A 23,451-nucleotide genomic window follows, 5' to 3' on the forward strand; every position below is an offset into this window, starting at 1 on the left:
GGGACAGAACGGGCCGTCGTCTACGTGTTCGCGGCCGGTGCCATGGAGATCTCCCAGAAGGCCGCGTAGCGGCCGCCGCGGCGGAGCAGTTCGTCGTGGGTGCCCTCCTCCACGACGCGGCCGGCGTCCAGGAAGGCGATGCGGTCGGCGTTCCGGACGGTACGCAGGCGATGGGCCACCATCACGACCGTCCGGCCCGCCATCAGCCGCTCGATGCCCGCGTGGACCGCCGCCTCGTTCACGGGATCGAGGGCGGAGGTCACCTCGTCCAGCAGGACGATGGGGGCGTCCTTCAGCAGGGCGCGGGCGATGGACACCCGCTGGCGTTCGCCGCCTGACAGCAGCGCGCCGCCCTCGCCGACGTCGGTGGCCCAGCCGTCCGGCAGGCGGTCGATCACCTCGTCCAGGCGGGCGGCGGTCGCCGCCGCGCAGACCTCGGCCTCCGTGGCGCCGGGGCGGCCGAGGCGGATGTTGTCCTCGATCGTGCCGTCGAAGAGGTAGACGTCCTGGAAGACGATGGCTATGCGCGCCATCAGGGCCGGCGTGTCGATGGCGCGGACGTCCGCGCCGCCGATGCGGACCGCGCCGGCGTCCACGTCGTGGAAGCGGGCCAGGAGCTGCAGCAGGGTGCTCTTGCCCGCGCCCGACGGGCCGACGACGGCCAGCCGCTGCCCTTCCGGGAGCGCCAGCGACAGGTCCTCGATCACCGTGCGGTCGCCGTGGCGGAAGGTGACCGAGTCGAACTCCAGGTCGTGGCGGTCCGGGCGGACCGGCTCACGGGGCTCGGGGAGCGGCGGGGTGCGCAGGAGCGTGTCGAGCTTGGCCAGCTCGGCGCGGGCGCCGCGGAGCTGCCCGCCGAGGTCGGCCAGGGAGAGCAGCGGATCGGCGCAGCGGGCGGCCAGCACCAGGATCGCCAGCACCTCGGCCGCGCCGATGCCGCCGCCGAGCGCCAGGTACGTGCCCAGGACCAGCAGCCCGGTCAGGATCGCCTGCACCGTGAGGGACAGCCCCAGGACGCCCGGCAGCGCCGACAGCGTCGAGCGGCGGGAGGCCCGCTGGAGCTCCCGCAGCGAGTCGTCGAGCAGGCCGAAGCGCTCGGCGGTACGCCCGCCCGCCCGCAGCACCGGCTGGGCCTGGAGGTATTCGATGACCCGGCCGGTGGCCTGCTGGTCGCGGCGGTGGCGTTCGGCGTCGGCCGCCGCCGTCGCACGACCCGTCCAGACCTGGATCGCCGCCACGACGGGCGCGGCCAGCAGCGCGGCCAGGCCCAGCCGCCAGTCGAAGGCGAGCATCACCGCGACGATGGTCAGCGGGGTCACGGCGGCGGAGACGTACGGCGTCAGCAGGTGCGCGATCACGCTCATCGCCTGCAGCACGCCCCGGCTGGCCAGGAGCGACACCTCGCCGACGCGGCCCGGGCCGTACCAGCCGATGGGCAGCCGGGCCAGGTGGTCGCCGAGCCGGCGGTACGTGCCGCGCAGCAGGGTGGTGCCGGCGCGGAAACCGGACAGGTCGCTGACGTAGCGGAGCGCGGCGTACACCGCGACCGCCACGCCGAACGCGATCAGCCAGGGGCGGGCGCCCGCGGCATCGCCCTCGAACAGGGCCCCGAGCACGGGGACCAGCAGGGCGTACGACAGGCCTTCGAGGATGCCGGTGGCCGTCATCAGGGCGACGGTGCGGCGTACCGGGCGGGCGTACTGGTGTCCCAGCACGCGCAGCAGCATGCGGATCATCGGGGCTCGTCTCCTCGGTGGGACCGCCAGAAGGCGGCGAATCTGCCGTTCCTGTTCAGCAGCTCGGCGGGTATGCCGCGCTCGACGATCGCGCCGTCGTCCAGCATCACGACGGTGTCGGCGTCGGCGATGGTCTCCAGCCGGTGTGCGATGACCACGATCGTCCGGTCGCCCTGCAACGTGGCCAGAGCGTGCCGTACCGCCTGCTCCGTCTGCGGGTCGGCGAACGCGGTCGCCTCGTCCAGCACCAGCACGGGGGTGTCGGCCAGCAGCGCGCGGGCGATGGCGATCCGCTGCGCCTCGCCGCGTGACAGCCCGGCCTCCTCGCCGAGCACCGTGTCGTAGCCGCGCGGCAGCTCCATGATCCGGTCGTGGACGTTGGCCAGCCGGGCGGCGCGTACGACCTGGTCGCGGCCGGCGTGCGGGACCGCCAGCGCGATGTTGTCGGCGACCGAGGCCCGCAGCAGGCGGATGTCCTGGAAGACGAACGAGACCATGCGGTAGAGCCGGCGGCTGCCCAGCTCCCGCAGGTCGACGCCGCCCAGGGTGATCGAGCCGCCGGTGGGGTCGAAGAACCGGGGCAGCAGCTGGACCAGCGTGGACTTGCCGCTGCCTGAGGGGCCCACGATCGCGGTGACCGTACCGGGCTCCAGCACCAGGTCGATGCCGCGCAGCACCTCGCGGTCCGCGTCGTACCCGAACCGCACGCCCCGCAGCTCCACCCGGTGCCCGTCCGGCACGAGCGGGCGGGCGGGCTCGGGCAGCGGCTCGACCGCGACGACGTCCCGGATCCGGCCGACCGCGCGCCAGGCCGCCTGCATGTCGTCGAAGCCGTGGCCGAGCGCCGCCACCGGCGCGGTCAGCCCCAGCCCCAGCAGCAGGAACGGCAGCAGGTCCGCCGGCGCCAGCCCGCCGCTCCCGATCAGCACGGCACCCCCGGCCAGCACGACCAGCAGCACGAACGGCGGCGCCAGCACCGTCTGCATCCCGGCGGCGATCGGGGCCAGCCCGCGCGCCCACCGCAGGAACGTGTCCGCGAACTCGTCCGTGGCCGTCAGGAACTTCCGGTGCGTACGGTCCGCCCCGCCGAACGCCTTGACCACCGCGATGCCCTGCACGAACTCCACGACCGAGCCGGCGATCCGCCCCATGGCCGCGTCGAACTCGCGCTGCTCCCGCTGCCGGGCGGCGGTCATCATCAACGGGACCAGCGCCACCGCCAGCACCACCGGGATCAGTGTGATCAGCGTGAGCCGCCAGTCGACGGCGAACAGGTAGACCAGCGACACCAGCGGCACCACGAACGCCGATACCAGCTCGCCGGGCGTGTGCGCGATGAACGGGTGCACCGCGCTCACGTCCTCACCCACCACCTTGGCCAGCTCGCCCGTCCGGCGCCGGGACAACCACCCGATCGGCACCCGCCCCAGCTGCGCGGCCAGCCGCCGGCGGAACGCCAGCTGCACCTGGCCGTCGAGCAGGTGCCCGATCCCCGACGAGGCCGCGGTGAACAACAACCGGACCAGCAGGCCGGCCGCACCGGCGAGCACCACGAACCAGACGTGACCGCGATCGACCGGGCCCGGCGACAACAACTCCCTGCCCAGCTCCACCACGGCCAGCAGCGGCGCCAGGCCCGCCACGGCACCGATCACCTGCAGGATCACCAGGGCCGCGAAGCTTCCCGCGTGCGGGCGCAGCAGCCCGGCCACGGTGGTGTGCTCCGCCTCGGCGAGGTCAGCGGTGGTCATCGCGCACTCCGTTGTCCAGGGCCTCGCGGAGGAACTCGAGGATCTCCGCCCGGGCCGGCGCCGCCTGGGGTGCGACGCCGGGCATGCTGAGGAACCCGTGTCCCGCTTCCTGGTACTCGCTGAGCCGCGCGGGCGTCCCGGCCGCCTGGAGCCGGCCGGCGTAGCGGCGGCCGTGGTCGGCCAGCGGGTCGTGGGTCGGCACCACCACGAGCGCCGGGGCCAGGCCGTTCAGGTCACCGGCGTGCAGGGGCGACAGCGCGCGGGCGTCGCTTCCGTGCGGCACGGCCAGCCGCTGGAAGAACCGCAACAGCGCCAGAGTGAGCGTGGGAGTGCGCTCGAACCTGCTCATCGAGTCGTAGGAGAAGGCCGTCGAGGTGACGTCCAGCGCCGGGTTGACCAGCACCTGGGCCCGCAGGCGCAGCCCGCTTCGGCCGGCCCTGATCGCCGCCAGGGCGCTGATCAGGGCGCCGCAGCTCTCGCCGAAGACGGCGGTGCGTGCCGGATCGACGCCCCACTCGCCGGCGTGGTCCACCACGTGCCGGAGCACGTCCCAGCCGTCGTCCGCGGCGGCGGACAGCGGGGTCTCGAAGTCGAGGAGCCGGTGCTCGACCGAGACGACGACCGCGGGCAGGCGGGCGGCGAGGTGGCTGTTGACCCAGTCGCACTGCACCGCCGTCCCCACGAAGCCGCCGCCGTGCACGTGCAGCACGAGCGGCAGGGGGCCGCCGGCCGCGGGACGGTACACCCGGACCGGCAGCTCTCGGCCGGGCAGGGCCACCTGGTGCCAGTCGATGGTGACGCCCGGATCCGGTTCGCCGGTGATCACGCGGGCCGCGGCGGACGAGCGGACGCGGTTCTCGGCGTCGCGGTAGGCGGCCAGCTCCTCGGCCGTCAGCGTCGACCAGTCCGGCTCCGACGGGCGGTCCATGGTGGTGATGTCGCTCATGGCTCTCCTTGATCGGCGAGTTTCGCTACCTCTGGTTTCGAAACCTACGGTAGCGCAAATGGGTATCGTGTGGGCATGAGCTCGACCACACCCGCCCGGCCGCCCGGCCGCCCGCGTTCCGGCATCAACGCCGTGGTCTTCGCCGCGACGCTGAGCACGGTCCACGAGCTGGGCTACGCGCGCGCCACCGTGGAACGCATCGCCGCCGCGGCCGGGATCGCGAAGACGACGATCTACCGGCGCTGGCCGACGAAGGGGGCGCTGATCGTGGACTGCCTCCTCGACGCGTTCGGCCCGGTGCCGCTGGAGGGCGGCAGCCGGGCCGAGATCATGTCGTTCGCCATCCGGTGGGTCGCGGGGAAGATCGGCGAGCCGGGGGTGGGCGACGCGTTCGCGGGCGTGTTCAGCGACGCCGTCAGCGACCCGGAGCTGCGCGAGATCCTCTCCTCGCGGTTCCAGGACCCCTACCGGATCATGCTCCAGGACGTGCTCGGCGAGCCCGAGCACGTCGTCCTGTTCTACATCGACGTCATCGTCGGGACCCTGCTCCACCGGCTCGGCATGACGGGCGAGCCGATGGTGGACGCCGACGTGGACGCGCTGGTCGAGCTGGTCCTGCCGGCCTTCCGCTGAGGGCGCCGGGCCTGCCTGGCAGGCGTGGGCGCCGGGCCCGTCCGGTGTGCGCGCCCGTCTAGAGCTCGTGGATGCGGAAGACCGGGTGCTCGGGGGCGATGCGGCGGAACTCCGGCAGGGGCGAGGAGGGGCCCAGCCCGAGGTGCGGCCGGGCGCCGGGCGCGCCGGCGAGGTAGCGGCGCAGGATCTCGGCGCGATGCCCGGCCGGGACCTCTTCGAGCCGGATCGAGGACTCGCGCCCCTGGCGGCGCAGCACCGCCCTGCCACCCGCGGCCCGGACGTTGCACACCCAGCTCGCGCCAGGCCCGAGCATCGAGACGAGAAAGTCGGCGCCGCGGTAGCGGGTGACCGCGACCGGAACCGACGTGAGCTTCCCGCTGCGGCGCCCCACCACCTTCAGCACGGCGGCATGCCCCGGTGACAACCACCGACCCCCGTAGACGAGGGCGTCGAGCCGGTTCCACCACCGCATGAACGCGTTCGGCCGCCCACCCCGGTACATCGCCCGCTTGAGCGCCGCGAGCCCCCGCACCAGGGCGCCACCGTCGCCTCGTACCTCCGCCCCCGGGCGCTCCTCGCTCATCCCGCCTTCCTCCACAACACGACCGCGGCGGCACCCGGAACGCACGGCAGCACCAGCAGCCAGCCCAGCAGCGGTGCCAGGCCGACGTCTCCGGAGACGTCCCGGACGGTCAGCCCGGCGGCCGCGATGCAGAGCGCGGTCACCAGCAGCCCGATCGCCAGCCAGGGAGTCCAGCGCTTGCCGCCGCGGGCCGCCCAGATCGTGCCGAGCCAGCCGACGAGCCCGAGCGCCCCCACCGTGGCCAGGATGACCAGATACGCGGAGACGGCGGCGTCTATCGCGCCGGGTGCGTAGCCCGGGTAACTCGCCCTGAGGTGATCCGCCAGCACCGCTCGGTCAGCGAACGGGAAGAGCGTGGCGAGGACGGTGAGCGCCGCCCCCAGGCACAGCGCCGCCAGGACGGGCCGGTTGCGTGATCTCTGCTGCTCCAGCGTCATGACCTGAACCCTTTCAGACAGTGACTATCTCCAGCGAGTGACTCTAGGAGCCTGCTTTCAGACAGTCAATATCTGAACGACAGTGACCGGCTTGAGAAAGTGACTATCTGGTACGCTGTCCCGCATGACCGGGCTTCGCGAGCGCTGGCGGCTCAAGGCCATGCGCGCCATCCAGGAACGCGCACTCGACCTGTTCGACGAGAAGGGGTTCGGAGCCGTCACGATCGAGGAGATCGCGGCCGCGGCCGAGGTGTCGCCGTCGTCGGTGTACCGCATCTTCGGCACGAAGGAAGGGATCGTGGTCGCCGACGTCGAGTTCGACAGCATGAGCCCGGAGGCCCTCGAAGGCATCCTGGATCCGGCCGATCCCGTCGGCAGCCTGCTCCGGGCGGTGCGCGCGTACGAGGCCCCGCAGGCGGAGGGCGGTGACGCTCCTCGGGCGGGGAGGAGCCCGTGGCGCCGGGTTCGTTACTTCTTCGCCGAGCCCTCGGTGCGCATGGCCGTGTGCGGCACGCTCGACCGGGCCAGCCAGCGCATCACGCCGCTCGTCGCGGCGGCCGGGCGGCTCAGCGAGACGCAGGCCCGGGTGGCGACCAACGCCCTGACGTTCGGCTACTTCGCCGCCCTCGAGCAGTGGTACCTCGACGGCGGCGACCGGCCCATCGCCGACTACGTCGAGGAGGGGTTGCGCCCGCTGCGCGGGATCTGGGGCACGGAGCCGGCCTGAGCCGGGATCACCTCAAATCGGCGAGCAGGGCGTCGAGTGCCGCGCGGAGCGCGTCGGAGTTGGCCTGGTCGAACCAGGTGGTGCGGATGCGGTGGTTGAGGCCGTTCGGGGTCTCGTGGGCGGCGGCGAGCCTGTCCAGGGGGCGGGACTCGTCGCTCAGGCTCCGGCCGACGCCCTGGAAGAGGCCGCGGACGTAGCGGTCCGCGTCCTCGGGGGCCATGCCGTGCCCGGTGGCCCAGGACGTGAGCGTGGCGAGGTACCAGTAGTGGGACGTCAGCGTCGCGGTCAGCGCCGAGAAGACGTTGAAGGCGGCCTCGTCGGCGACCGGGAGGACCCCGCCCAGCGGCTCGAAGAGCGCGTCCACGACGGGATGCGACGGGCAGGTCACCGTCACCGAGCGGCGTTCGTGGATGGCGGGCAGGGGGATGGCGCGGACCAGCGGCGCGGCGGTGGCCAGCGTGCGGCGCAGGTCGTCGTTGGCGACGCCGCCCATCAGGCTGACCACGATCTTGCCGTCGTCCACGCGCAGGCCGGTCAGCGCCTCGTGCCGGTCCTGGGGGCGTACGGCGATGATCACCACGTCGGAGCGGTTCACCACGTCCTGGTTGCTCGCGCACACCTGGACGCTCTCGTGGCGCTCGGACAGCTCCTTGGCCGTGCTCGCCCCGCGGGGGGGGAGAGGAACAGCTCGGGTGCCTTGTCGTCGCCCTCGCACAGCCCGGTCACGATCGCCCGGCCGATCTCGCCGACCCCCACGATGCCTATGCGCACTGTCGCTTCCTCCCCGGGTGATGTGCCATCGCGAGGATATCGGTGCGCTCCGCCCGAGAGCGCCTCAAAGATATTCCTTGACGCGAATATTCTTCATGGTGAATACTTCTGCCCATGGACGCAATACTCACCGCGCTGGCCGACCCGGCCCGCTGGAGGCTGGTGGGCCTGCTGGCCGAGCGGCCCCGGCCGGTCGGGGTGCTCGCCCAGCTCGCGGAGGCGCGCCAGCCGCAGACGACCAAGCATTTGCAGGCCCTCGAACGGGCCGGCGTCGTCACCTCCCAGCGCTCGGGCCAGCGCCGCGTCTACGCGCTCAGGGCCGAGCCGCTGCGGGAGCTGGCGGCGGCGCTCATCCGGCTGGCCGAGCAGGCCGGCGGCTCGCAGGAGACCTACGACCGCTACGGGCTCAGCCTCCACGCCGAGCGGCTCGCCGCCAAGGAGCCGGGCTGGGCCGACGGCCGCTCGTTCCGCTTCCACCGGTCCCTGGCGGCGGGCCCGGAGGAGGTCTGGCGTCACCTGACCGAGGCCTCCCTGCTCGCCCGCTGGTGGACGCCGGATGACCTGCGCGTCTCCGAGCTCGTCTTCGAGGCGCGGCCCGGCGGCCGGATCGTCCACGAGTACCGCGACGCCGAGGACACCGACGGCTCCGACGGCGTCGCGGGGCGCGCGCTGGGGGTCGTCGAGGACGTACGCCCCGGCGAGCGGCTGGCCTACCGGCTCTCCCCGCTGCTCGCCGACGGCAGCCACGCCTTCACCGCCCACCTCGGCCTCGACCTCCGGCCCGCCGGGACGGGCACGGAGCTCGACGTTCACTTCCAGGTCACCGACAGCACGATCAATTCCGCGGACTTCATCGCGGGCATCGAGATCGGCTTCGGCCAGAGCCTCGACAAGCTCGCGGCCACCCTCGCCGCGCACCCCCACGACACCACGACAAGGAGCACGACATGACGAACCCGACCGGCCGCAGGGTGACCGCGAACCTCAGCCTCACCCTCGACGGGCGTTACCACGGTGCCGGCGGGCCTGGCGACTTCGCCGCGTTCGCCCCCTATGTGATCAGCGAGGTGGCGCGCGACCACATGAACCTCATCTGGGAGAGCGCGACGACGGCGCTGCTCGGCCGGATCAACGCCGAGGGCTTCCTGGGCTACTGGCCGTCGGTCGCCGAGGACGAGAGCGCCGATCCGCGCGATCGCGGCTACGCCAAGTGGCTGGTCGACACGGAGAAGGTGGTCCTGTCCTCCACCCTGGCCGAGGCCCCGTGGGAGCGCACCCGCGTGGTGAACGCCCCCGCCGCCGACGTCGTCACCGACCTCAAGGCCACCGGTGAAGGCGACATCCTCGTCAACAGCAGCGCGAGCGTCATCAAGCCGCTCCTGGCGGCCGACCTGCTCGACCGGCTGTACCTCCTGGTCGTCCCCGAGATCGCCGGCGGCGGGCAGCGGCTGTTCGACGACGGCCTGCCGGCCACCAAGTGGACGCTCACCCGCCAGCGAAGCGGCGAGCTGGGCGAGCTCGCCCTGGTCTACGACCGGGTCCGCTGAGCGGGAGCGGGCTAGGTCCGGGTGGGGAGCTTCGTGCGCGGCCGGTGCCCGGTCACCTCGTGCCCGGCGTCCGGACGCAGCCGTACCATCAGCAGCGCGCCTGCCAGCGCGACCGCGCCGGACAGCACGAACGCGAGGGTGAAGTCGCCCTGGGTGAGCGGGGTGGCGGCCGGGCCGTGCGCGACCTGCAGAACGATCGCGGCGGCGGCCACGCCCAGCGCGATGGAGATCTGCTGCATCATGCTGAAGAACGTCGAGGCCGAGGCCCGGCCGGCCGGCCCGATGTCCGCGAACGACAGCGTGTTGATGCCGGTGAACTCGATCGACCGGGTCACCCCGGCGGCGAAGGCCACCACGGCCACCACGGCGAACCCCGTACGGGCGTCGAGCAGCCCGAGCGCCGCGATCGACAGCGCCACTCCCACGCCGTTGACGATCAGCACCGTACGGAACCCGAGCCGCCGCAGCAGCGGCGTGGTGATCGTCTTGACGACCAGGTTCCCCAGGAAGTACACGAGCACGACCTGCCCGGCCTCCAGCGGCGTCAGCCGCCACGCCTCCTGCAGCATGAGCGGGAGCAGGAACGGGGTCGCGCTGATCGCCAGCCGGATGAGGTTCCCGGCGTGCAGGGTGGAGGCCGCGAACGTGGGCACCCGCAGCGGCGCGAGATCGATCAGCGGATGGGCGGCCCGGCGGAACCACCGGACGGCGGCCACGCCCACCAGCGAGCCGACGGCGAGCAGGGCGAGGTCCAGACCCACCGCCGACGGATGCGCCAGCTCCGACAGGCCGTAGATCGTCAGGCTCAGCGCCGTGATGATCAGGACCGTTCCCGTGCGGTCCAGCGGTCTGGGGTCGGGCTCGCGCACGCCGGGGACGAACGCCAGCACCAGCGCGGTGCCGGCCAGCGCGAGCGGGGCGTTCAGCAGGAAGATCCACTGCCAGCCGTACCAGGTGGTCAGGGCGCCGCCGACGACCGGGGCGAGGACCGGCGCGATCAGGGCCGGCCAGGTGATCAGCGCCGTGGCGCGCAGCAGGTCGTCCTTGCCGGCGTTCTTGAGCACGATGATGCGGCCGACCGGCATCATCAGCGCGCCGCCGACGCCCTGGACGACCCGGGCCAGGACGAACTGCCACAGTTCCGTACAGGCCGCGCAGCCGATCGAGGCCAGGCCGAACACCACGATCGCGGTCGCGAACACCCGCTTGGCGCCGTACCTGTCCGACAGCCAGCCGCCGAGCGGGATGAAGGCCGCGCCCGCGACGACGTACGCGGTGATGCCGATGTTCACGCTGACGGCGTCCACGCCGAACGTCCGCGCCATCTGGGGGAGTGAGGTGTTGATGATCGTGGTGTCGAGGTTCTGCATGAACCACGCCACGGCCACGATCAGGGCGACCCGCCGGGGTGCTCTCTGGAGCGGGTCGCGGGGGGCGTGCGGCATGTTCTCTCCGGGGGTGCCGGACGCGGTGGGCCTCGGGCCGGTTCGAGGCCGGGCGGCCGGCTCGGGGGCTCGGGGAACATGGTCACATATCGGCGCTGTGCCGCTTCCCGGTGGGGCCGGGGGCGCCGCGATAAGGCGCGATAAGGTACGCGGGTGAGTCGCGAGCACGAGCGGAACGCGGGCGAGCCCCAAGCGCCCGCCGCGCCCGGCGACAGCACCGCGGCTGATCGCAGTACCGCGCTTGGAGACAGCGCCGCACCTGGAGACAGCGCCGCACCTGGAGACAGCGTCGCGGCTGATGGCAGTGCCGCGCCTGGAGACCGCGCCGCGCCGGGCGGCAGCGCCGCGTCTCATGACAGCGCTGCGTCCCGCCGTCGGGGTGCCAAGCTGGAGGACGCGCTGCTCGACGCCGCCTGGGACGTGCTCCTCGAACACGGCTACCACGGCTTCACCTTCGAGGCCGTCGCCACCCGCGCCGGCACGAGCCGCCCCGTCCTCTACCGCCGCTGGCCGCACCGCGACGCCCTGCTCCTGGCCACCCTCACCCGCTACTGGCGCCCGATCGCGCTGCCCGACACCGGCAACCTGCGCGACGACGCGATCGGCTTCCTGCGCAACGCCGACGCCGACCGCGCGGGCATGATCACGCTGATGAGCGTGCAGCTCGTGGACTACTTCCAGGACACCGGTACGAGCCTCGGCGAGCTCCGCGACACCCTCCTGCCGCCAGGCCACCCGACGGCCTTCGAGACGATCGTCGCCCGCGCGGTCCGGCGCGGCGAGCTGCCCGACGTGCCGCGCCCGCCCCGCGTCCTGAACCTCCCGCTGGACCTGCTGCGCCACGACCTGTTCATGACGATGCGCCCGGTGCCGGACGAGGCGATCGAGGAGATCGTGGACGACGTGTGGCTCCCCCTGCTCAGAGCCCCCGGCACCGCCTGAACGGCCGCCGGCGCGACTTTGTCGGTCGGGCCCGCCATACTCGCCGCTAACGATCACCGAGGATGCCGGTCCGTTCGTCGCTCGACCGGCCAGTCCCGCATCAGACACAGCGTGGAGGTGTGTTCGGCATGAGCGCAGATCGGATGCTCACCCTTGCCGGCGACGGTTCGGCGAAGTTCTGGGAGGTGCGGCAGGACGGCACGGACCTCACCATCCGGTACGGGAAGATGGGAGCGACCGGCCGGACGCAGGTCAAGGCGTACGAGACCGCGGAGGCCGCCACGGCGGCGGCCGGCAAGCTGGTGGCGGAGAAGTTACGCAAGGGCTACACCGAGGACGAGACAGTCGCTGCCCCGGAGCCGGTCGGCGCCGCCGGGAACGAGCCGGTCGCCGCCGAGGACGAGGACCGGCTGACGATGCCGGCCGCCTGGCTGCGGGCGCTGTACCCGCGGCGGGGCGGGACGAAGGTCGCGGTGAAGCAGCCGGATCCGGCCGCGCCCGGGCAGCTCGCCACCAGGCTGGAGGGGCACAGGCAGCGGCTGCTGGACTCGCTGGCGCAGGTCCGTGATCCGGAGCTGGCCGCGGCGGGGACGGCGTACCTGGCGGGGGCGCCCGCCGCCACGCCGCTGGGCGCCGCGGTGGTGGTCGCGTCCCTGGCGCAGCACGACCGCGAGCTGGGGCCCCTGATCGCCGAGGCCTGGCTGGCCGAGCACGGTCCCGTGTTCGCGGCGGTGGCCGTGACCGAGCTGGCCTCGCTGGAACTCGCCTATGACAGGGACGACTGGCGAGTGCGGCGCGTGGCAGACGACGAGTTCCCGCAACATTGGTGGGGCTGGGACAGGATAGGGATCTACACGCGCGTCCGCGCGGCCCTGGCAGCCGAGCCGGACGCCGGGTACGCCCTGGCCGTCGAGGCCCTGGCGGCCAGTCGCGAGGCCGGGCTGCACCACCGGGTGGCGGCCTCGTTCCTGGCGCCGACCGAGGTCGCCTGGGTCACGGCCGACTGCGCCGAGGTGGACAGCGTGAACCCGCGGCTCGCGTTCCACCTGATGGCCGCGATCAGCACGCCGGAGCAGCTGGCGCTCATCGCGGGCCACGTGCACGCCTACTCGGTGCTGCACTCGCTCGCCCTGCCCGCCACGCTCATCGACGGCGTGGGCCTGGAGGCCCTGCCGCTGCTGGCCGGACTGCTGGACGACGCCTACAGCGCGGACAACGAGCGGCGGCTGCTGGGCGTGCTCGCCGAGCTGCCGTCCGACGCGGCGATGCGGGCACTCCTCGACCGCCTCGACCGCAAGTACACCCAGCCGGCGTTCATGCGCGCGGCGGCCCGCTTCCCCCGCAGGGCGATGCGGCTGCTGGCCACCACCGGCGGCAAGACCGCGGACCTGCTGCTGCGCGCCCACGTGCACTCCCATCCCGACCTGGTGCCCGAGGTGCTCGCGACTGTCGGAGACGCCGCCGCCGAACGCATCGACAAGCTCGCGAACGCCGCGCCGGTCGCCACCGCCCCGGTCGAGGCCCTGCCCGAGGTGCTGGTCAGCCCGCCCTGGTCGCGTTCCCGTAAGGCCCGCAAGCAGGCCGAGGTGAGCGGCCTGGCGTGTGACGACGAGCCGGCCCTGGTGTGGGCGCCGGGCGAGCGGGACAACTGGCGCTCCTGCCATGCCCGGTACGAGCGGACCTACAACCAGACGTGGGAGGCGGTCGCCGCCCAGATCGCCGAGACCGGCGGCGCCTCGGGATACTGGGGCAACGAGGCCGCCCTGTTCGTCTCCGGTCCCGAGAGGCTGGCCGCACCGCTGATCGGCACGTGGCGCCCGGCCGACCGGTGGGGAGCCGCCGAGTGGCTGCCGCCGATCATCGCCAGGTTCGGGCTGGCGGCACTGCCCGTGGCCCTGGACTGCGCCCGGCGCAGCCCCGCCACGGTCGCTCAGGTGCTGCTCCCGTTCGCCGGCCCGGAGATCGCCGTGCTGATGGCCGACTGGCTGGCCCGGCTGAAGTCGGTGCGCGCCATCGCGCTGGCCTGGCTGGCACGCCACCCCGAGGCCGCCGCCAGGGCGCTGATCCCGGCGGCCCTCGGCAAGCCCGGCGCGGCCAGGCGGCAGGCCGAGCAGGCGCTGACGGCGCTGGCCGCCGGAGGCGAGCGCGACACCGTGGCACGGGCCGCCGCGGGTTACGGTCCCGACGCCGAGGCCGCGATCGCCGACCTGCTCGCGGCCGACCCGCTCGACGCGCTGCCCGCCAAGATGCCCACGCTGCCCAAGTGGGCGGACGTCGCGCTCCTGACGCCGATCCACCTGCGTGGCGACGCGGGCGCGCTGCCGGCCGCGGCGGTCCGGCACGTGATGACGATGCTGGCGCTCTCCCGGCCGGGCCAGCCGTACGCCGGGCTCGCCCTGGTCCAGCGGGCCTGCGACCCTCACAGTCTGGCGAACTTCGGCTGGTCGCTGTTCCAGCGCTGGCAGGCGGCCGGTTACCCGTCCAGGGAGGGCTGGGTGATGGACGCCCTGGGGCTGATCGGCGACGACGAGACCGTCAGGCGGCTGACCCCGCTGATCAGGGTCTGGCCCGGCGAGAACGCGTACGCGCGTGCGGTCACCGGCCTGGACCTGCTGGCCGGCCTCGGCTCCGACGTCGCGCTGATGCACCTGCACGGCATCGCAGAGAAGGTCAAGTACAGCGGGCTCAAGAGCCGGGCCAGGCAGAAGCTGGACGAGGTGGCCGCCGAGCTCGGCCTGACCCCGCAGGAGCTGGCCGACCGGCTGGTGCCGGACTTCGGGCTGTCCGCCGACGGCAGCCTGACGCTCGACTACGGCCGCAGGCGGTTCGTCGTCGGCTTCGACGAGCAGCTCAAGCCGTACGTGGCCGACGGGGCAGGCAAGCGGCTGAAGAACCTGCCCAAGCCCGGCGTCAACGACGATCCGGAGCTGGCGCCCGCCGCCTACCAGCGGTTCGCCGGGCTGAAGAAGGACGTGCGGGCCGTGGCGTCGGACAACATCCGCCGCCTGGAGCAGGCCATGGTGGGCCGGCGCCGCTGGAACGCCGAGGACTTCGGGCGGCTGCTCGTCGGCCACCCGCTGCTCTGGCACATCGTACGGCGGCTGGTCTGGGGCATCTACGACTCCTCCGGCGAGCTCACGGGCGCGCTGCGCGTGGCCGAGGACCGCAGCTTCGCCGACGTCGAGGACGACCCGCTGACGTTGCCCGATGGCGCCTCCGTCGGGGTGGTGCACCCGCTGGAGCTGGGGGAGAGCCTGCCCGCCTGGGCCGAGGTGTTCGCCGACTACGAGATCCTCCAGCCGTTCCCGCAGCTCGGCAGGGAGACGTACGAGCCGGACCAGGCGCTGATCGCCGAGATCGAGGCCGCCAAGATCCCGACCGGCGCGGTCGTCGGCCTGGAACGGCGCGGCTGGCGGCGCGGCGCGCCGCAGGACGCCGGCATCCAGGGCTGGATCGAGCGGGACGTGCCCGGCGGCAGGACCCTCACGATCAGCCTCGACCCCGGCATCGCGATCGGCTACCTCGACTTCGCCGAGGAGCAGAGCCTGATAGGGGTCTCGGTCGAAGGGCTCGACCCGATCACCGCCTCCGAGATCATCCGGGACCTGCGGGAGATCACCCGATGAACGAGCACGTGCAGCGGCCCCCGGCCGAGATCCGCTACGCCGGCGAGCTGGCCCGGCTGCGGGAGGACGACACCGACCCCCGCCCGCCCGGCTGGGCGCTGAGCCTGCGGGCCGCCCGGCGCTTCGTGCTCGGGGACGAGAAGCTGGGCATCAGCCGCAAGTTCGTGGGCGACCCCTCGCTGATCGACCGGTCCCTGGTGTCGCTGGCGACCAACCGCGGGCTGATGCTGGTGGGCGAGCCCGGCACCGCCAAGTCGCTGCTGTCGGAGCTGCTGGCCGCGGCGGTGAGCGGCACCTCGACGCTGACCATCCAGGGCGGCGCCGCCACCACGGAAGACCAGATCAAGTACTCGTGGAACTACGCGCTGCTGGTCGCCGAGGGACCGTCCACCCGGTCGCTGGTGGCCGCGCCGCTGCTGCGCGGCATGGCGGAGGGCAAGGTGGTGCGCTTCGAGGAGATCACCCGGTGCCCGCTGGAGGTGCAGGACTGCCTGCTGTCGCCGCTGTCGGACCGGGTGCTCGCCGTACCGGAGCTGACCGGACCGGAGTCGATGGTGTTCGCCAGGGAGGGGTTCACCGTCATCGCCACCGCCAACACCCGCGACCGCGGCGTCAACGAGATGAGCGCCGCGCTCAAGCGCCGCTTCAACTTCGAGACCGTCTTCCCGATCGCCGACTTCGAGACCGAGCTGATGCTGGTGGAGGCGGAGGCCACCGCGCTGCTGAAGCGCTCGGGCGTCGGCGCGCCGCCGCGCAGGGACGTGCTGGAGGTCCTGGTCACCGCGTTCAGGGAGCTGCGCGATGGCCAGACCGCGCGCGGAGACGCCACCGACCGGCTGTCGGGGGTGATGAGCACCGCCGAGGCCGTCTCGGTCGCGCACGCCGTCGGGCTGCGCGGCTGGTTCCTGCGCGGCGAGCCGGGTACGGCCGCCGACCTGGTCTCCTGCCTGGCCGGCACCGCCGCCAAGGACAACCCGGAGGACCTGGCGAAGCTGCGCAGGTACCTGGAGCAGCGGCGGCGGCACGGCGAGCAGTGGCGGGCCCTGTACGAGTCCCGCCACCTGCTGCCGGGCTGACGATGGCGGTCACGTTTCTCGGCGTGCGGCACCACAGCCCGGCCTGCGCCCGGCTGGTCGCCGACACCATCGCTTCCGTACGGCCGGCATACGTGCTGGTCGAGGGCCCGGCGGACATGAACCACCGGATGGACGAGCTGCTGCTCGGCCACGAGCTGCCGATCGCCGTCTACACCAGCTACCGGGATCCGGAACGGCGGCACGGCTCGTGGACCCCGCTGTGCGACTACTCCCCGGAGTGGACCGCGCTGGCCGCCGGCCGGGACGCCGGCGCCGAGCTGCGCTTCATCGACCTGCCCGCCTGGCATCCGGCGCTGGCCGACGTCCGCAACCGGTACGCCGACGCCGAGGCCCGCTACGACGAGGTGACCCGGCGGTTGTGCCGGGCCTTCTCGGTGGACAACGTGGACGCGTTGTGGGACCACCTGTTCGAGATCGAGCCGGCCGACCGGCTCGACGAGCGGCTGGCCACCTACTTCGACCTGGTGCGCGGCGACACGCCGACGGGGCCGGACGACGCGGCGCGCGAGGCGTACATGGCGCACTGGATCCGGGCCGCCGCGGCCGACGCCGGCGACCGGCCGGTGGTCGTGGTCACGGGCGGCTTCCACCGGCCCGCGCTGATCCGGCTGGCCGAGCGGGGCGGCAGCGACTGGCCGGAGGTGCCGCGACCGCCCGAGGGCGCGGCGGTCGGCAGCTACCTGGTGCCGTACTCGTTCCGGCGGCTGGACGCGTTCGACGGCTACCAGTCGGGCATGCCGTCACCGGCCTACTACCAGCGCCTGTGGGAGTCCGGCCCCGCCGAGGCCGCCCGCGGGCTCGCCGAGGCGGTGACGGCCCGGCTGCGCGCCCGCCGCCAGCCGGTCTCCACCGCGGACCTGATCGCCGCCCGCGCCACCGCGGACGGCATCGCGCTGATGCGCGGCCATCCGCATCCGGCCCGCGTGGACGTGCTGGACGGCCTGGCGAGCGCCCTGGTCAGCGAGGCGATCGAGACCCCGCTGCCGTGGGCCACCCGAGGGCCGCTGCAGGCAGGCAGCCATCCGGTGATCGTGGAGATGATCGCGGCGCTGAGCGGTGACCGGGTGGGCCGCCTGCACCCCTCGACCCCGCTGCCGCCGCTGGTGCACGCCGTCCTCGCGGTGCTGGGCGATCCCGGCGAGGAACGGCTCGACCTCGGCAAGCAGGCCGGCCGGGAGCGCAGCCGGCTGCTGCACCGGCTGCGCGTGCTCGGCATCCCCGGCGTGGAACGCCGCTCGGGCCCCCGCCCGGGAGGCGGCGCGGAGCTGGTGGAGCAGTGGGTGCTGACCGAGGCGGTGGACCGGCTGCCCGCCCTGATCGAGGCCGGCGGGTACGGCGTGGACCCGCAGGAGGCGGCGGCGGCCGCCCTCGCGGAACGTGTCACGGGCGCCGATCTGGACCAGCTGGCCGGCATCCTGTTCGACGCTGCGCTGTGCGGCGTCGGCGAGCTGGCCGGACGGGTGCTGGACGATCTGGCGCGGGCTGTCGGCGCGGCGGCCGATCTGGGGGCGCTGGGGCGTACCCTCACCGTGGCCCTGGCGATGTGGCGGCACGACGACCTGTTCCGGACCAGCGGCAGCACCACCCTGGGCACGGTCGTCGTGGCCGCCACCGAACGGGCGCTCTGGCTGGCCGAAGGGGTGCGCGGCGGGCCCGCCCCGGCCGATCTGGCGCGCATCGACGCCGTGATCGCCGTACGCGACGCGCTCCGGCACGCCGGTCCGGCACTCGGCCTGGACCCGGCGCTGGCGCTGGGCGTCGCCGGCCGGATCGCGGCCTGCCAGGACGCGCCGCCCGACCTGCGGGGAGCGTCGCTGGGCCTGGCCTGGTCACTACGCGGCACAACCACCGGCGACCCTGGCGGAGTGGTGTCCGGTGCGGCGGGCGATGGCGAGCTGGTCAGGGCGGTGCGGGGGGCGTTCGTCCCGGCGACGGCCGGGGACTGGCTGGCCGGGTTGTTCGCGCTGGCCCGCGAGGAGGTGCTGCACGCCGACGGCATGCTGGAGCTGCTCGACGAGCTGGTCGCGGCGCTGACCGAGGACGACTTCCTGGTGGCCCTGCCCGCCCTGCGCCAGGCGTTCGGCTTCTTCCCGCCGCGAGAGCGGCACCTCATCGCCACCCGCCTGGTCGAACGGCGCGCCGGGGGCGGCTCCGGCTGGGACCTGATGCGGCTGGACGCGGCACCGGAGCTGGTCGCCGCCGGAATGGCACTGGACGAGCGGGTCGAAGCGGCCCTGCGCCGGGAGGGACTGATCACGTCATGACCGACCCCACCCTCGAACGGTGGCGCCTGCTGCTCGGCGAGGCAGGCGGCGCGTGCCTCGGCGGCGCGCAGCTCGACGGCCAGGCCGCCGCCCGCGACGCCGCCGTCGACTGGCTCTACGGCCGCGACGAGGAACTGCGCCGGCGCGGCGTACGGCAGGGCGGCACGGGGCCGTCCACGCTGACCACGTTCGACTGGCTCGACGACATCGCCCGGCTGTTCCCCAAGGAGACCGTGGAACGCCTGCAACGGGACGCGGTCGAGCGCTACGAGATCCACGACGTGGTGACCGACCCCGCCGTCCTGGCCCGCATCGAGCCCAACCCGGCCCTGCTCAAGGCGGTGCTGCGGACCAAGCACCTGATGAACCCGCAGGTACTCCGGCTGGCCAGGCGGATCGTGGAGCAGGTCGTCCGCCAGCTCATGGACAAGCTCGCCACGGAGGTGCGCAGCGCGTTCACCGGCACCAAGGTACGGCGGTCCGGTCGGTTCCGGCTGGCCCGCAACTTCGACATGGTCAGGACCCTGCGCGCGAACCTCGGCCGCTACCAGCCGGAGACGGGCAAGGTGGTGATCGAGACCCCGTACTTCTTCTCCCGCACCCGCCGCCACCTGGAGCAGTGGCAGGTGATCCTGCTCGTCGACCAGTCCGGGTCGATGGTCGACTCGGTGATCCACTCGGCCGTCACCGCGGCCTGCCTGTGGGGGCTGCCCGGGGTGCGCACCCACCTGGTGGCGTTCGACACGGAGGTGGTGGACCTGACGGCCGACGTGGACGATCCCGTGGAGCTGCTGATGAAGGTCCAGCTCGGCGGCGGCACCGACATCGCCCGCGCGGCGGCGTACGGCGCGGGCCTGGTGGATCAGCCGCGGCGGGCGATCGTCGTGCTGATCTCGGACTTCTACGAGGGCGGTGATCCGCAACGGCTGGTACGGATCGTGCGCGACCTGGTGGGGCAGGGCAGCAAGGTGCTGGGGCTGGCGGCCCTGGACGAGCAGGCCAACCCCGCCTTCGACCGGGAGCTGGCCCAGCGGCTGGCCGACGTGGGGGCGTACGTGGGGGCGATGACGCCGGGCGAGCTGGCGTCCTTCGTGGCGGAGCACGTGGGCCGATGAGGACGGATCTGCTCGGGCTCTCGGCCGACTCCCTCGCCGCGCTCACCAACCGGGGCCTGGTCAAGCGGGCCGCCAAGGAGACGGTGCCGGAGCTGCGTACCGACGCTGACAGCACCGTGCACGGCGAGTTCCCCGGCGGGCCGGTCGCGAGCCTGCCGACCGGGGGGCTGGACGTGGCCCGCTGCACCTGCGGCGCCACCGGCGTCTGCCGGCACGTCATCGCGGTCATCCTCACCTACCAGCACCTGCACGCCGAACCCGCCCCGCCCCCAGCCCCCACCGACGCCGCCCCTTCACCCGCCGCCTCCACCGACTCGCCTGCTGCCTCCGCGGTCTCCGCCCCGTCCGGTTCGCCGGCCGTCTCCGGTGGCGCCGCTCCGTCCGCTTCGCCCGCCGAGGCCGGCCTGTCCGCGGGCTCCGCCCAGGCCGCCGGGGCCGATGCGTCCGCGGGCTTGGCGGGCACCGGGCGGGCGGAGTCCGTGGCGTGGTCGCCGGCGCAGATCACCGATGACGAGCTCACGGCCAGGATCGGTGCCCGGCTGATGGCCGCGGCCCGCCGCGCGGAGCGGGCCGGGTACACCGCGCGGGTCCGCCGCGCGAGTCCCGCCGACCCGGTGCCGCAGGTCGAGCTGGCCACCGCCACCGTGCGATTCCTGATCCCAGGAGATCTCGGGTTCGTGCACACCGACAGCGTCGCCGGCAGCCGGGACGACGTCATCGCGCTGGCGGTGTGGGCGTTCCGGGTGGCCGACGAGCTGCACCCCGGCGTGCCAGAAGCGCGGGTAGACGTCGGCGGGCAGGTGGCGGACGGCGCCGGGTCCGGGCTGGAGCGGGCGCTGGGCCTGGCGGGCACCGTCCTGCGCGAGGGCGCGGCGCACCTCGGCCACGGCCTCGAAGCAGGCATCGCCGACGTGCAACGCCACCTGGACGCGGCCGGGCTGCGCTGGCCGCTGCTGGCCGTGGGCGACCTCGCCGAGCAGCTCGCCTCCTACCGCGACCGCAGCACCCAGTACCGTCCCGAGCTGCTGGCGAGCCACGTCGCCGAGCTGCACGCCCGGCACCGCGCGGTGACCCGGCCGGACGCCACCCTGCGCAGCAGCGTGCTCGGCACCGCGGAGGCCGCCGAGACCCCGCTGCGCCGGGCCCGGCTGGAGAGCCTCGGCTGCCGTGTCCGCGGCGTGGGCGACCAGCGGATCGCCGAGGTCTACCTGGCTCACGGCGACAACGCCATGGTGCTGGTCCTGCGCCGCCAGTGGGACGGCGAGGAGGACGGGGCGGCGCTGGCGCGGCGGCGGATCGCCACGTCCACGCTGGCCACCCTGGCCACGGGGAACGTGGTCACGGAGTCCGCCGTGCGCAGCGCGAGCCGTACGGTGCGGCTGGCCACCGGGCGGGTCTCCAGGACGACGGTCAGCCCGTCACGGGGCGACTGGGCCGGGTTGCCGCCGTCCCTGCTGGTCACCGACTACGCGGCGCTCGGCCGCGAGCTCGACGCCCTGCCGCTGCGGCCCGTCCGCCCGCGGATCGAGGCGGAGCTGGTGCGGGTCCTCGCCGTCGCGCGCGTGGAGGCCATCTGGTACGCCCCCGGCGACCAGCGGCTCGACGCCGTCATCGCGGACCAGGCGGGCCACACGGCCACCGTCACGGCCACCCACACCGTCGCCGCGCCCGGGCGGCTCGACTCGCTGGCGGACGTGCTCGCCGGGGAGCACGGCGAGCCGCGGTTCGTCAGCGGCGTGGTGGGGCGCACCGCGGGCGGTCTGGTCGTCGAACCGCTCGGGCTGGCGGCCGGCGACCGGGTGATCGTTCCCGACCTGCAGCCCGCGGGCGGGAGCGGCAGGCTCGAGGCCGGCGCGGACGAGCGGCCCGAGCCGCTGGCCGCCGTCCTGATCGAGGCCCGGGGGCTGCTCGCCGAGGCGGCCCATCACGGCCTGTCGCACCTGCCGCCCACCTACGGCGAACGGCTCGCCGCCGCCGCGCAGCGGTTGACCGTACTGGGGCTGCGGCGTGCCGCGCAGGCCGTCACGGCGTTCGCGGCGGCGCGGGCGGACGGCTCCGAGGAGGCGGCCGAGCAGGCCTGGGTGGACGCGTACCTGCGCCTGGAGGTGGCTCTGGACCTGCACTAAGGAGGTGTGCGGGGCGTCTGGACGGTGGCTCACCGGCAGGAGATCTCGGGCGCGCGTCCCGCCTAGGATGACCGGGAGCTCCGGACTGCCGCCCGGTGACCCGAACAGGCTTCGGGTGAGGCACGCTGCCGGCACCTCGCACCGTCAGCGCCGCCCGAGGCCGAGCCGGTGGGCGATCCGCGCCATGAGCTGGGACATCTTCGACGGGAACGCGTCGGGCGCGGGAACGGTGACGGGCCGGACGCGGCCGTTGTGGATGGCGCCGATCTTCCACCCGGCCTCCGTGCGCACCACGACGATGGTCTGCCGCGACAGCCGCCGCTTGGGGAGCGTGGATCGCCACGGCATCAGGACGGAGGCCGTGCCGTACGCGACGGCGACGTCCGGCGTGAGGTAGCGGACCGACTCCAGGTCGCCGACCAGGGCCGAGCCGGCCAGGACGCCCCGGAAGAGCTGGTCGTGGTTGTGCTGGTGCAGCGTCCGGCCGCGGGCGATGGTGCCGTCGTAGGAGACGTAGTCGGAGTCGTCGGTGAACAGCGCCCCGAACGCCTCGGCGTCGTTCGCCGTCCAGGCCGCCATGAAGTCGGCGAACAGCTTCTCGATCCGAGCGGTGTCAGCGGTCTGCGTGAGAGTGGTCGAGCGCATGGTGGTGCCTCCGAAGCTGGTATCGTCGTTTCGAGCAACGAAATGTACGATAACAGAAAGATTCGAATGTCGAAAAGTACTGTCATTGAAGAGATCGCCATGGAGCTCCGGCAGCTGCAGCAGAGCTTCGACGCCTTCGACGAGGCGGCCGCCGCCATGCTCGGCCTGAATCGCACCGACCTGCGCTGCCTTGACGTGGTGCTGGGCGAGGGCCCGGTGGCGGCGGGCCGGATCAGCGCCGCGCTGAAGCTGAGCCCGGCGGCCACCACCACGGTCATCGATCGGCTGGAGCGGGCGGGCATGGTGTCCCGGTCTCCCGATCCGGGCAACCGCCGTCGTGTCCTGGTCGCCGCGACCGACGCCGCCCGCTCGGCGGAGGCCGAGATCTTCGTCCCCGTCGGCCGGGCAGGCGCCGAGGCGCTGCGGGCTTACGGGGCGGACGCGCTCGCGATCATCCTCGACTTCCTGCGTACCGCCCGAAGGGTTCAGGAGGAGCAGGCCGCCCGCGTCAGGGCGCTCTCTTGAGCCGGAGGGTTGAAAACATCGTCTCTTATCGAGACAATGTTTTTGGCGCCTCGAAGGGTGGGGTGCCGGGCGTGGTACTACTGGAGATCCGCGAAGGAGGCCGGAAGGACGAGTTGGTGCGCCCATGACCGAGCGCTATCTCGGTGTCCTCGGCGTGGCCGAGGCCCTGGGAGTGACCCGGCACGCGGTGCACAAGTGGCGCACGCGCTACCCCGATGGTTCCGAGCATCCGTTCCCCGAGCCGGACGTCGAGGTGGACGGGGCTCCCGGATGGCGGCCCGATCGGGTGCGGGAGATCGCGCGATGGCGTGCGGGCCTGCCCGGGCGCGGGGCCGGCGGCGGTCGTCCCACCGCCGCGCGCCAGGAGTACCTCAAGGCGGCGATGGCACGCGGCCTGGACCGGGACGAGGCGCTGCGCGCGCTGGCCACGTTCCAGGCCGAGTTCCCCGAGATGAACGAGCCCGAGCTGTGCGCCTGGCTCATCGAGAAGTTCCGCCGCTGACGCCCGCTCTCTTTCGCATCACGAACAGAAGGC

Annotated in this window: 20 protein-coding genes; 12 read left to right on the forward strand and 8 right to left on the reverse strand. The window is 73.7% G+C overall.

The window, feature by feature from the left end:
* Positions 1-20: 20 nt before the first annotated feature.
* From HD593_RS10310 to HD593_RS10320, 3 genes are read right to left on the reverse strand one after another with little or no spacing between them, the layout of a single operon-like run.
* Positions 21-1,736 (reverse strand): ABC transporter ATP-binding protein, encoded by a 1,716-nt coding sequence (locus HD593_RS10310; protein WP_185101956.1) that lies wholly within the window; start codon positions 1,734-1,736, stop codon positions 21-23.
* Positions 1,733-3,487 (reverse strand): ABC transporter ATP-binding protein, encoded by a 1,755-nt coding sequence (locus HD593_RS10315; protein ID WP_185101957.1) that lies wholly within the window; start codon positions 3,485-3,487, stop codon positions 1,733-1,735. The genes HD593_RS10310 and HD593_RS10315 overlap by 4 nt, the downstream gene beginning before the upstream one ends.
* Complete coding sequence (locus tag HD593_RS10320; protein ID WP_185101958.1) at positions 3,474-4,433, reverse strand: alpha/beta hydrolase; 960 nt, start codon at positions 4,431-4,433, stop codon at positions 3,474-3,476. Before HD593_RS10320 ends, HD593_RS10315 begins: the two co-directional genes overlap by 14 nt.
* Before the next feature lie 75 nt (positions 4,434-4,508).
* Here HD593_RS10320 and HD593_RS10325 point away from each other — a divergent pair, with 75 nt between their 5' ends.
* Positions 4,509-5,066 carry a TetR/AcrR family transcriptional regulator gene (locus tag HD593_RS10325; protein ID WP_185101959.1) on the forward strand — a complete coding sequence of 186 codons (558 nt, stop codon included), beginning with the start codon at positions 4,509-4,511 and terminating at the stop codon, positions 5,064-5,066.
* Between the two features lie 58 nt (positions 5,067-5,124).
* On the opposite strand, the gene HD593_RS10330 is transcribed toward HD593_RS10325, so the two are convergent.
* Complete coding sequence (locus HD593_RS10330) at positions 5,125-5,649, reverse strand: nitroreductase/quinone reductase family protein (protein ID WP_221524706.1); 525 nt, start codon at positions 5,647-5,649, stop codon at positions 5,125-5,127.
* Positions 5,646-6,086 carry a hypothetical protein gene (locus HD593_RS10335; protein WP_221524707.1) on the reverse strand — a complete coding sequence of 147 codons (441 nt, stop codon included), beginning with the start codon at positions 6,084-6,086 and terminating at the stop codon, positions 5,646-5,648. The genes HD593_RS10330 and HD593_RS10335 overlap by 4 nt, the downstream gene beginning before the upstream one ends.
* Before the next feature lie 124 nt (positions 6,087-6,210).
* Here HD593_RS10335 and HD593_RS10340 point away from each other — a divergent pair, with 124 nt between their 5' ends.
* The gene (locus HD593_RS10340) at positions 6,211-6,813 is read left to right on the forward strand and encodes a TetR/AcrR family transcriptional regulator (protein ID WP_185101960.1); all 603 of its coding nucleotides are present in this window, start codon (positions 6,211-6,213) and stop codon (positions 6,811-6,813) included.
* 7 nt (positions 6,814-6,820) lie between these two features.
* Here the strand turns inward: HD593_RS10340 and HD593_RS10345 are convergent, their stop codons facing one another.
* The gene (locus HD593_RS10345; RefSeq protein ID WP_312903418.1) at positions 6,821-7,432 is read right to left on the reverse strand and encodes an NAD(P)-binding domain-containing protein; all 612 of its coding nucleotides are present in this window, start codon (positions 7,430-7,432) and stop codon (positions 6,821-6,823) included.
* 266 nt (positions 7,433-7,698) lie between these two features.
* Here HD593_RS10345 and HD593_RS10350 point away from each other — a divergent pair, with 266 nt between their 5' ends.
* Positions 7,699-8,535: a metalloregulator ArsR/SmtB family transcription factor gene (locus HD593_RS10350; protein ID WP_185101961.1), complete on the forward strand. Its 837-nt coding sequence runs from the start codon at positions 7,699-7,701 to the stop codon at positions 8,533-8,535.
* Positions 8,532-9,131: a dihydrofolate reductase family protein gene (locus HD593_RS10355; RefSeq protein WP_185101962.1), complete on the forward strand. Its 600-nt coding sequence runs from the start codon at positions 8,532-8,534 to the stop codon at positions 9,129-9,131. Before HD593_RS10350 ends, HD593_RS10355 begins: the two co-directional genes overlap by 4 nt.
* Before the next feature lie 11 nt (positions 9,132-9,142).
* Here the strand turns inward: HD593_RS10355 and HD593_RS10360 are convergent, their stop codons facing one another.
* Positions 9,143-10,576: an MFS transporter gene (locus HD593_RS10360; RefSeq protein WP_185101963.1), complete on the reverse strand. Its 1,434-nt coding sequence runs from the start codon at positions 10,574-10,576 to the stop codon at positions 9,143-9,145.
* Positions 10,577-10,729: 153 nt separating this feature from the next.
* Here HD593_RS10360 and HD593_RS10365 point away from each other — a divergent pair, with 153 nt between their 5' ends.
* The 6 genes from HD593_RS10365 to HD593_RS10390 all read left to right on the forward strand — a co-directional run bounded on the left by HD593_RS10365 (position 10,730) and on the right by HD593_RS10390 (position 21,746).
* Entirely contained in the window at positions 10,730-11,518 is a 789-nt protein-coding gene (locus HD593_RS10365) for a TetR/AcrR family transcriptional regulator (protein ID WP_221524708.1), read from the forward strand.
* Positions 11,519-11,646: 128 nt separating this feature from the next.
* The gene (locus HD593_RS10370; RefSeq protein WP_185101964.1) at positions 11,647-15,144 is read left to right on the forward strand and encodes a DUF4132 domain-containing protein; all 3,498 of its coding nucleotides are present in this window, start codon (positions 11,647-11,649) and stop codon (positions 15,142-15,144) included.
* Complete coding sequence (locus tag HD593_RS10375; protein ID WP_185101965.1) at positions 15,141-16,220, forward strand: ATP-binding protein; 1,080 nt, start codon at positions 15,141-15,143, stop codon at positions 16,218-16,220. The genes HD593_RS10370 and HD593_RS10375 overlap by 4 nt, the downstream gene beginning before the upstream one ends.
* Before the next feature lie 2 nt (positions 16,221-16,222).
* Complete coding sequence (locus tag HD593_RS10380; RefSeq protein WP_185101966.1) at positions 16,223-18,505, forward strand: DUF5682 family protein; 2,283 nt, start codon at positions 16,223-16,225, stop codon at positions 18,503-18,505.
* Positions 18,502-19,620 (forward strand): VWA domain-containing protein, encoded by a 1,119-nt coding sequence (locus HD593_RS10385; RefSeq protein WP_185101967.1) that lies wholly within the window; start codon positions 18,502-18,504, stop codon positions 19,618-19,620. The genes HD593_RS10380 and HD593_RS10385 overlap by 4 nt, the downstream gene beginning before the upstream one ends.
* On the forward strand, positions 19,617-21,746 hold the full coding sequence (locus tag HD593_RS10390) for a hypothetical protein (protein ID WP_185101968.1): 2,130 nt from the start codon (positions 19,617-19,619) through the stop codon (positions 21,744-21,746). The genes HD593_RS10385 and HD593_RS10390 overlap by 4 nt, the downstream gene beginning before the upstream one ends.
* Before the next feature lie 144 nt (positions 21,747-21,890).
* Here HD593_RS10390 and HD593_RS10395 read toward each other — a convergent pair whose 3' ends face one another.
* Complete coding sequence (locus HD593_RS10395; RefSeq protein ID WP_185101969.1) at positions 21,891-22,391, reverse strand: SgcJ/EcaC family oxidoreductase; 501 nt, start codon at positions 22,389-22,391, stop codon at positions 21,891-21,893.
* A gap of 99 nt (positions 22,392-22,490) precedes the next feature.
* Here HD593_RS10395 and HD593_RS10400 point away from each other — a divergent pair, with 99 nt between their 5' ends.
* Together HD593_RS10400 and HD593_RS10405 are read left to right on the forward strand one after the other, a co-directional pair.
* A complete protein-coding gene (locus HD593_RS10400) occupies positions 22,491-22,916 on the forward strand; it encodes a MarR family winged helix-turn-helix transcriptional regulator (protein WP_221524709.1) in 426 nt (141 codons plus the stop codon).
* A 124-nt stretch (positions 22,917-23,040) separates the two neighbouring features.
* The gene (locus HD593_RS10405) at positions 23,041-23,418 is read left to right on the forward strand and encodes a hypothetical protein (protein ID WP_185101971.1); all 378 of its coding nucleotides are present in this window, start codon (positions 23,041-23,043) and stop codon (positions 23,416-23,418) included.
* Positions 23,419-23,451: the final 33 nt, after the last annotated feature.

The sequence above is a fragment of the Nonomuraea rubra genome (assembly GCF_014207985.1).
In the GTDB taxonomy this organism is placed as follows: Bacteria; Actinomycetota; Actinomycetes; order Streptosporangiales; family Streptosporangiaceae; genus Nonomuraea; species Nonomuraea rubra.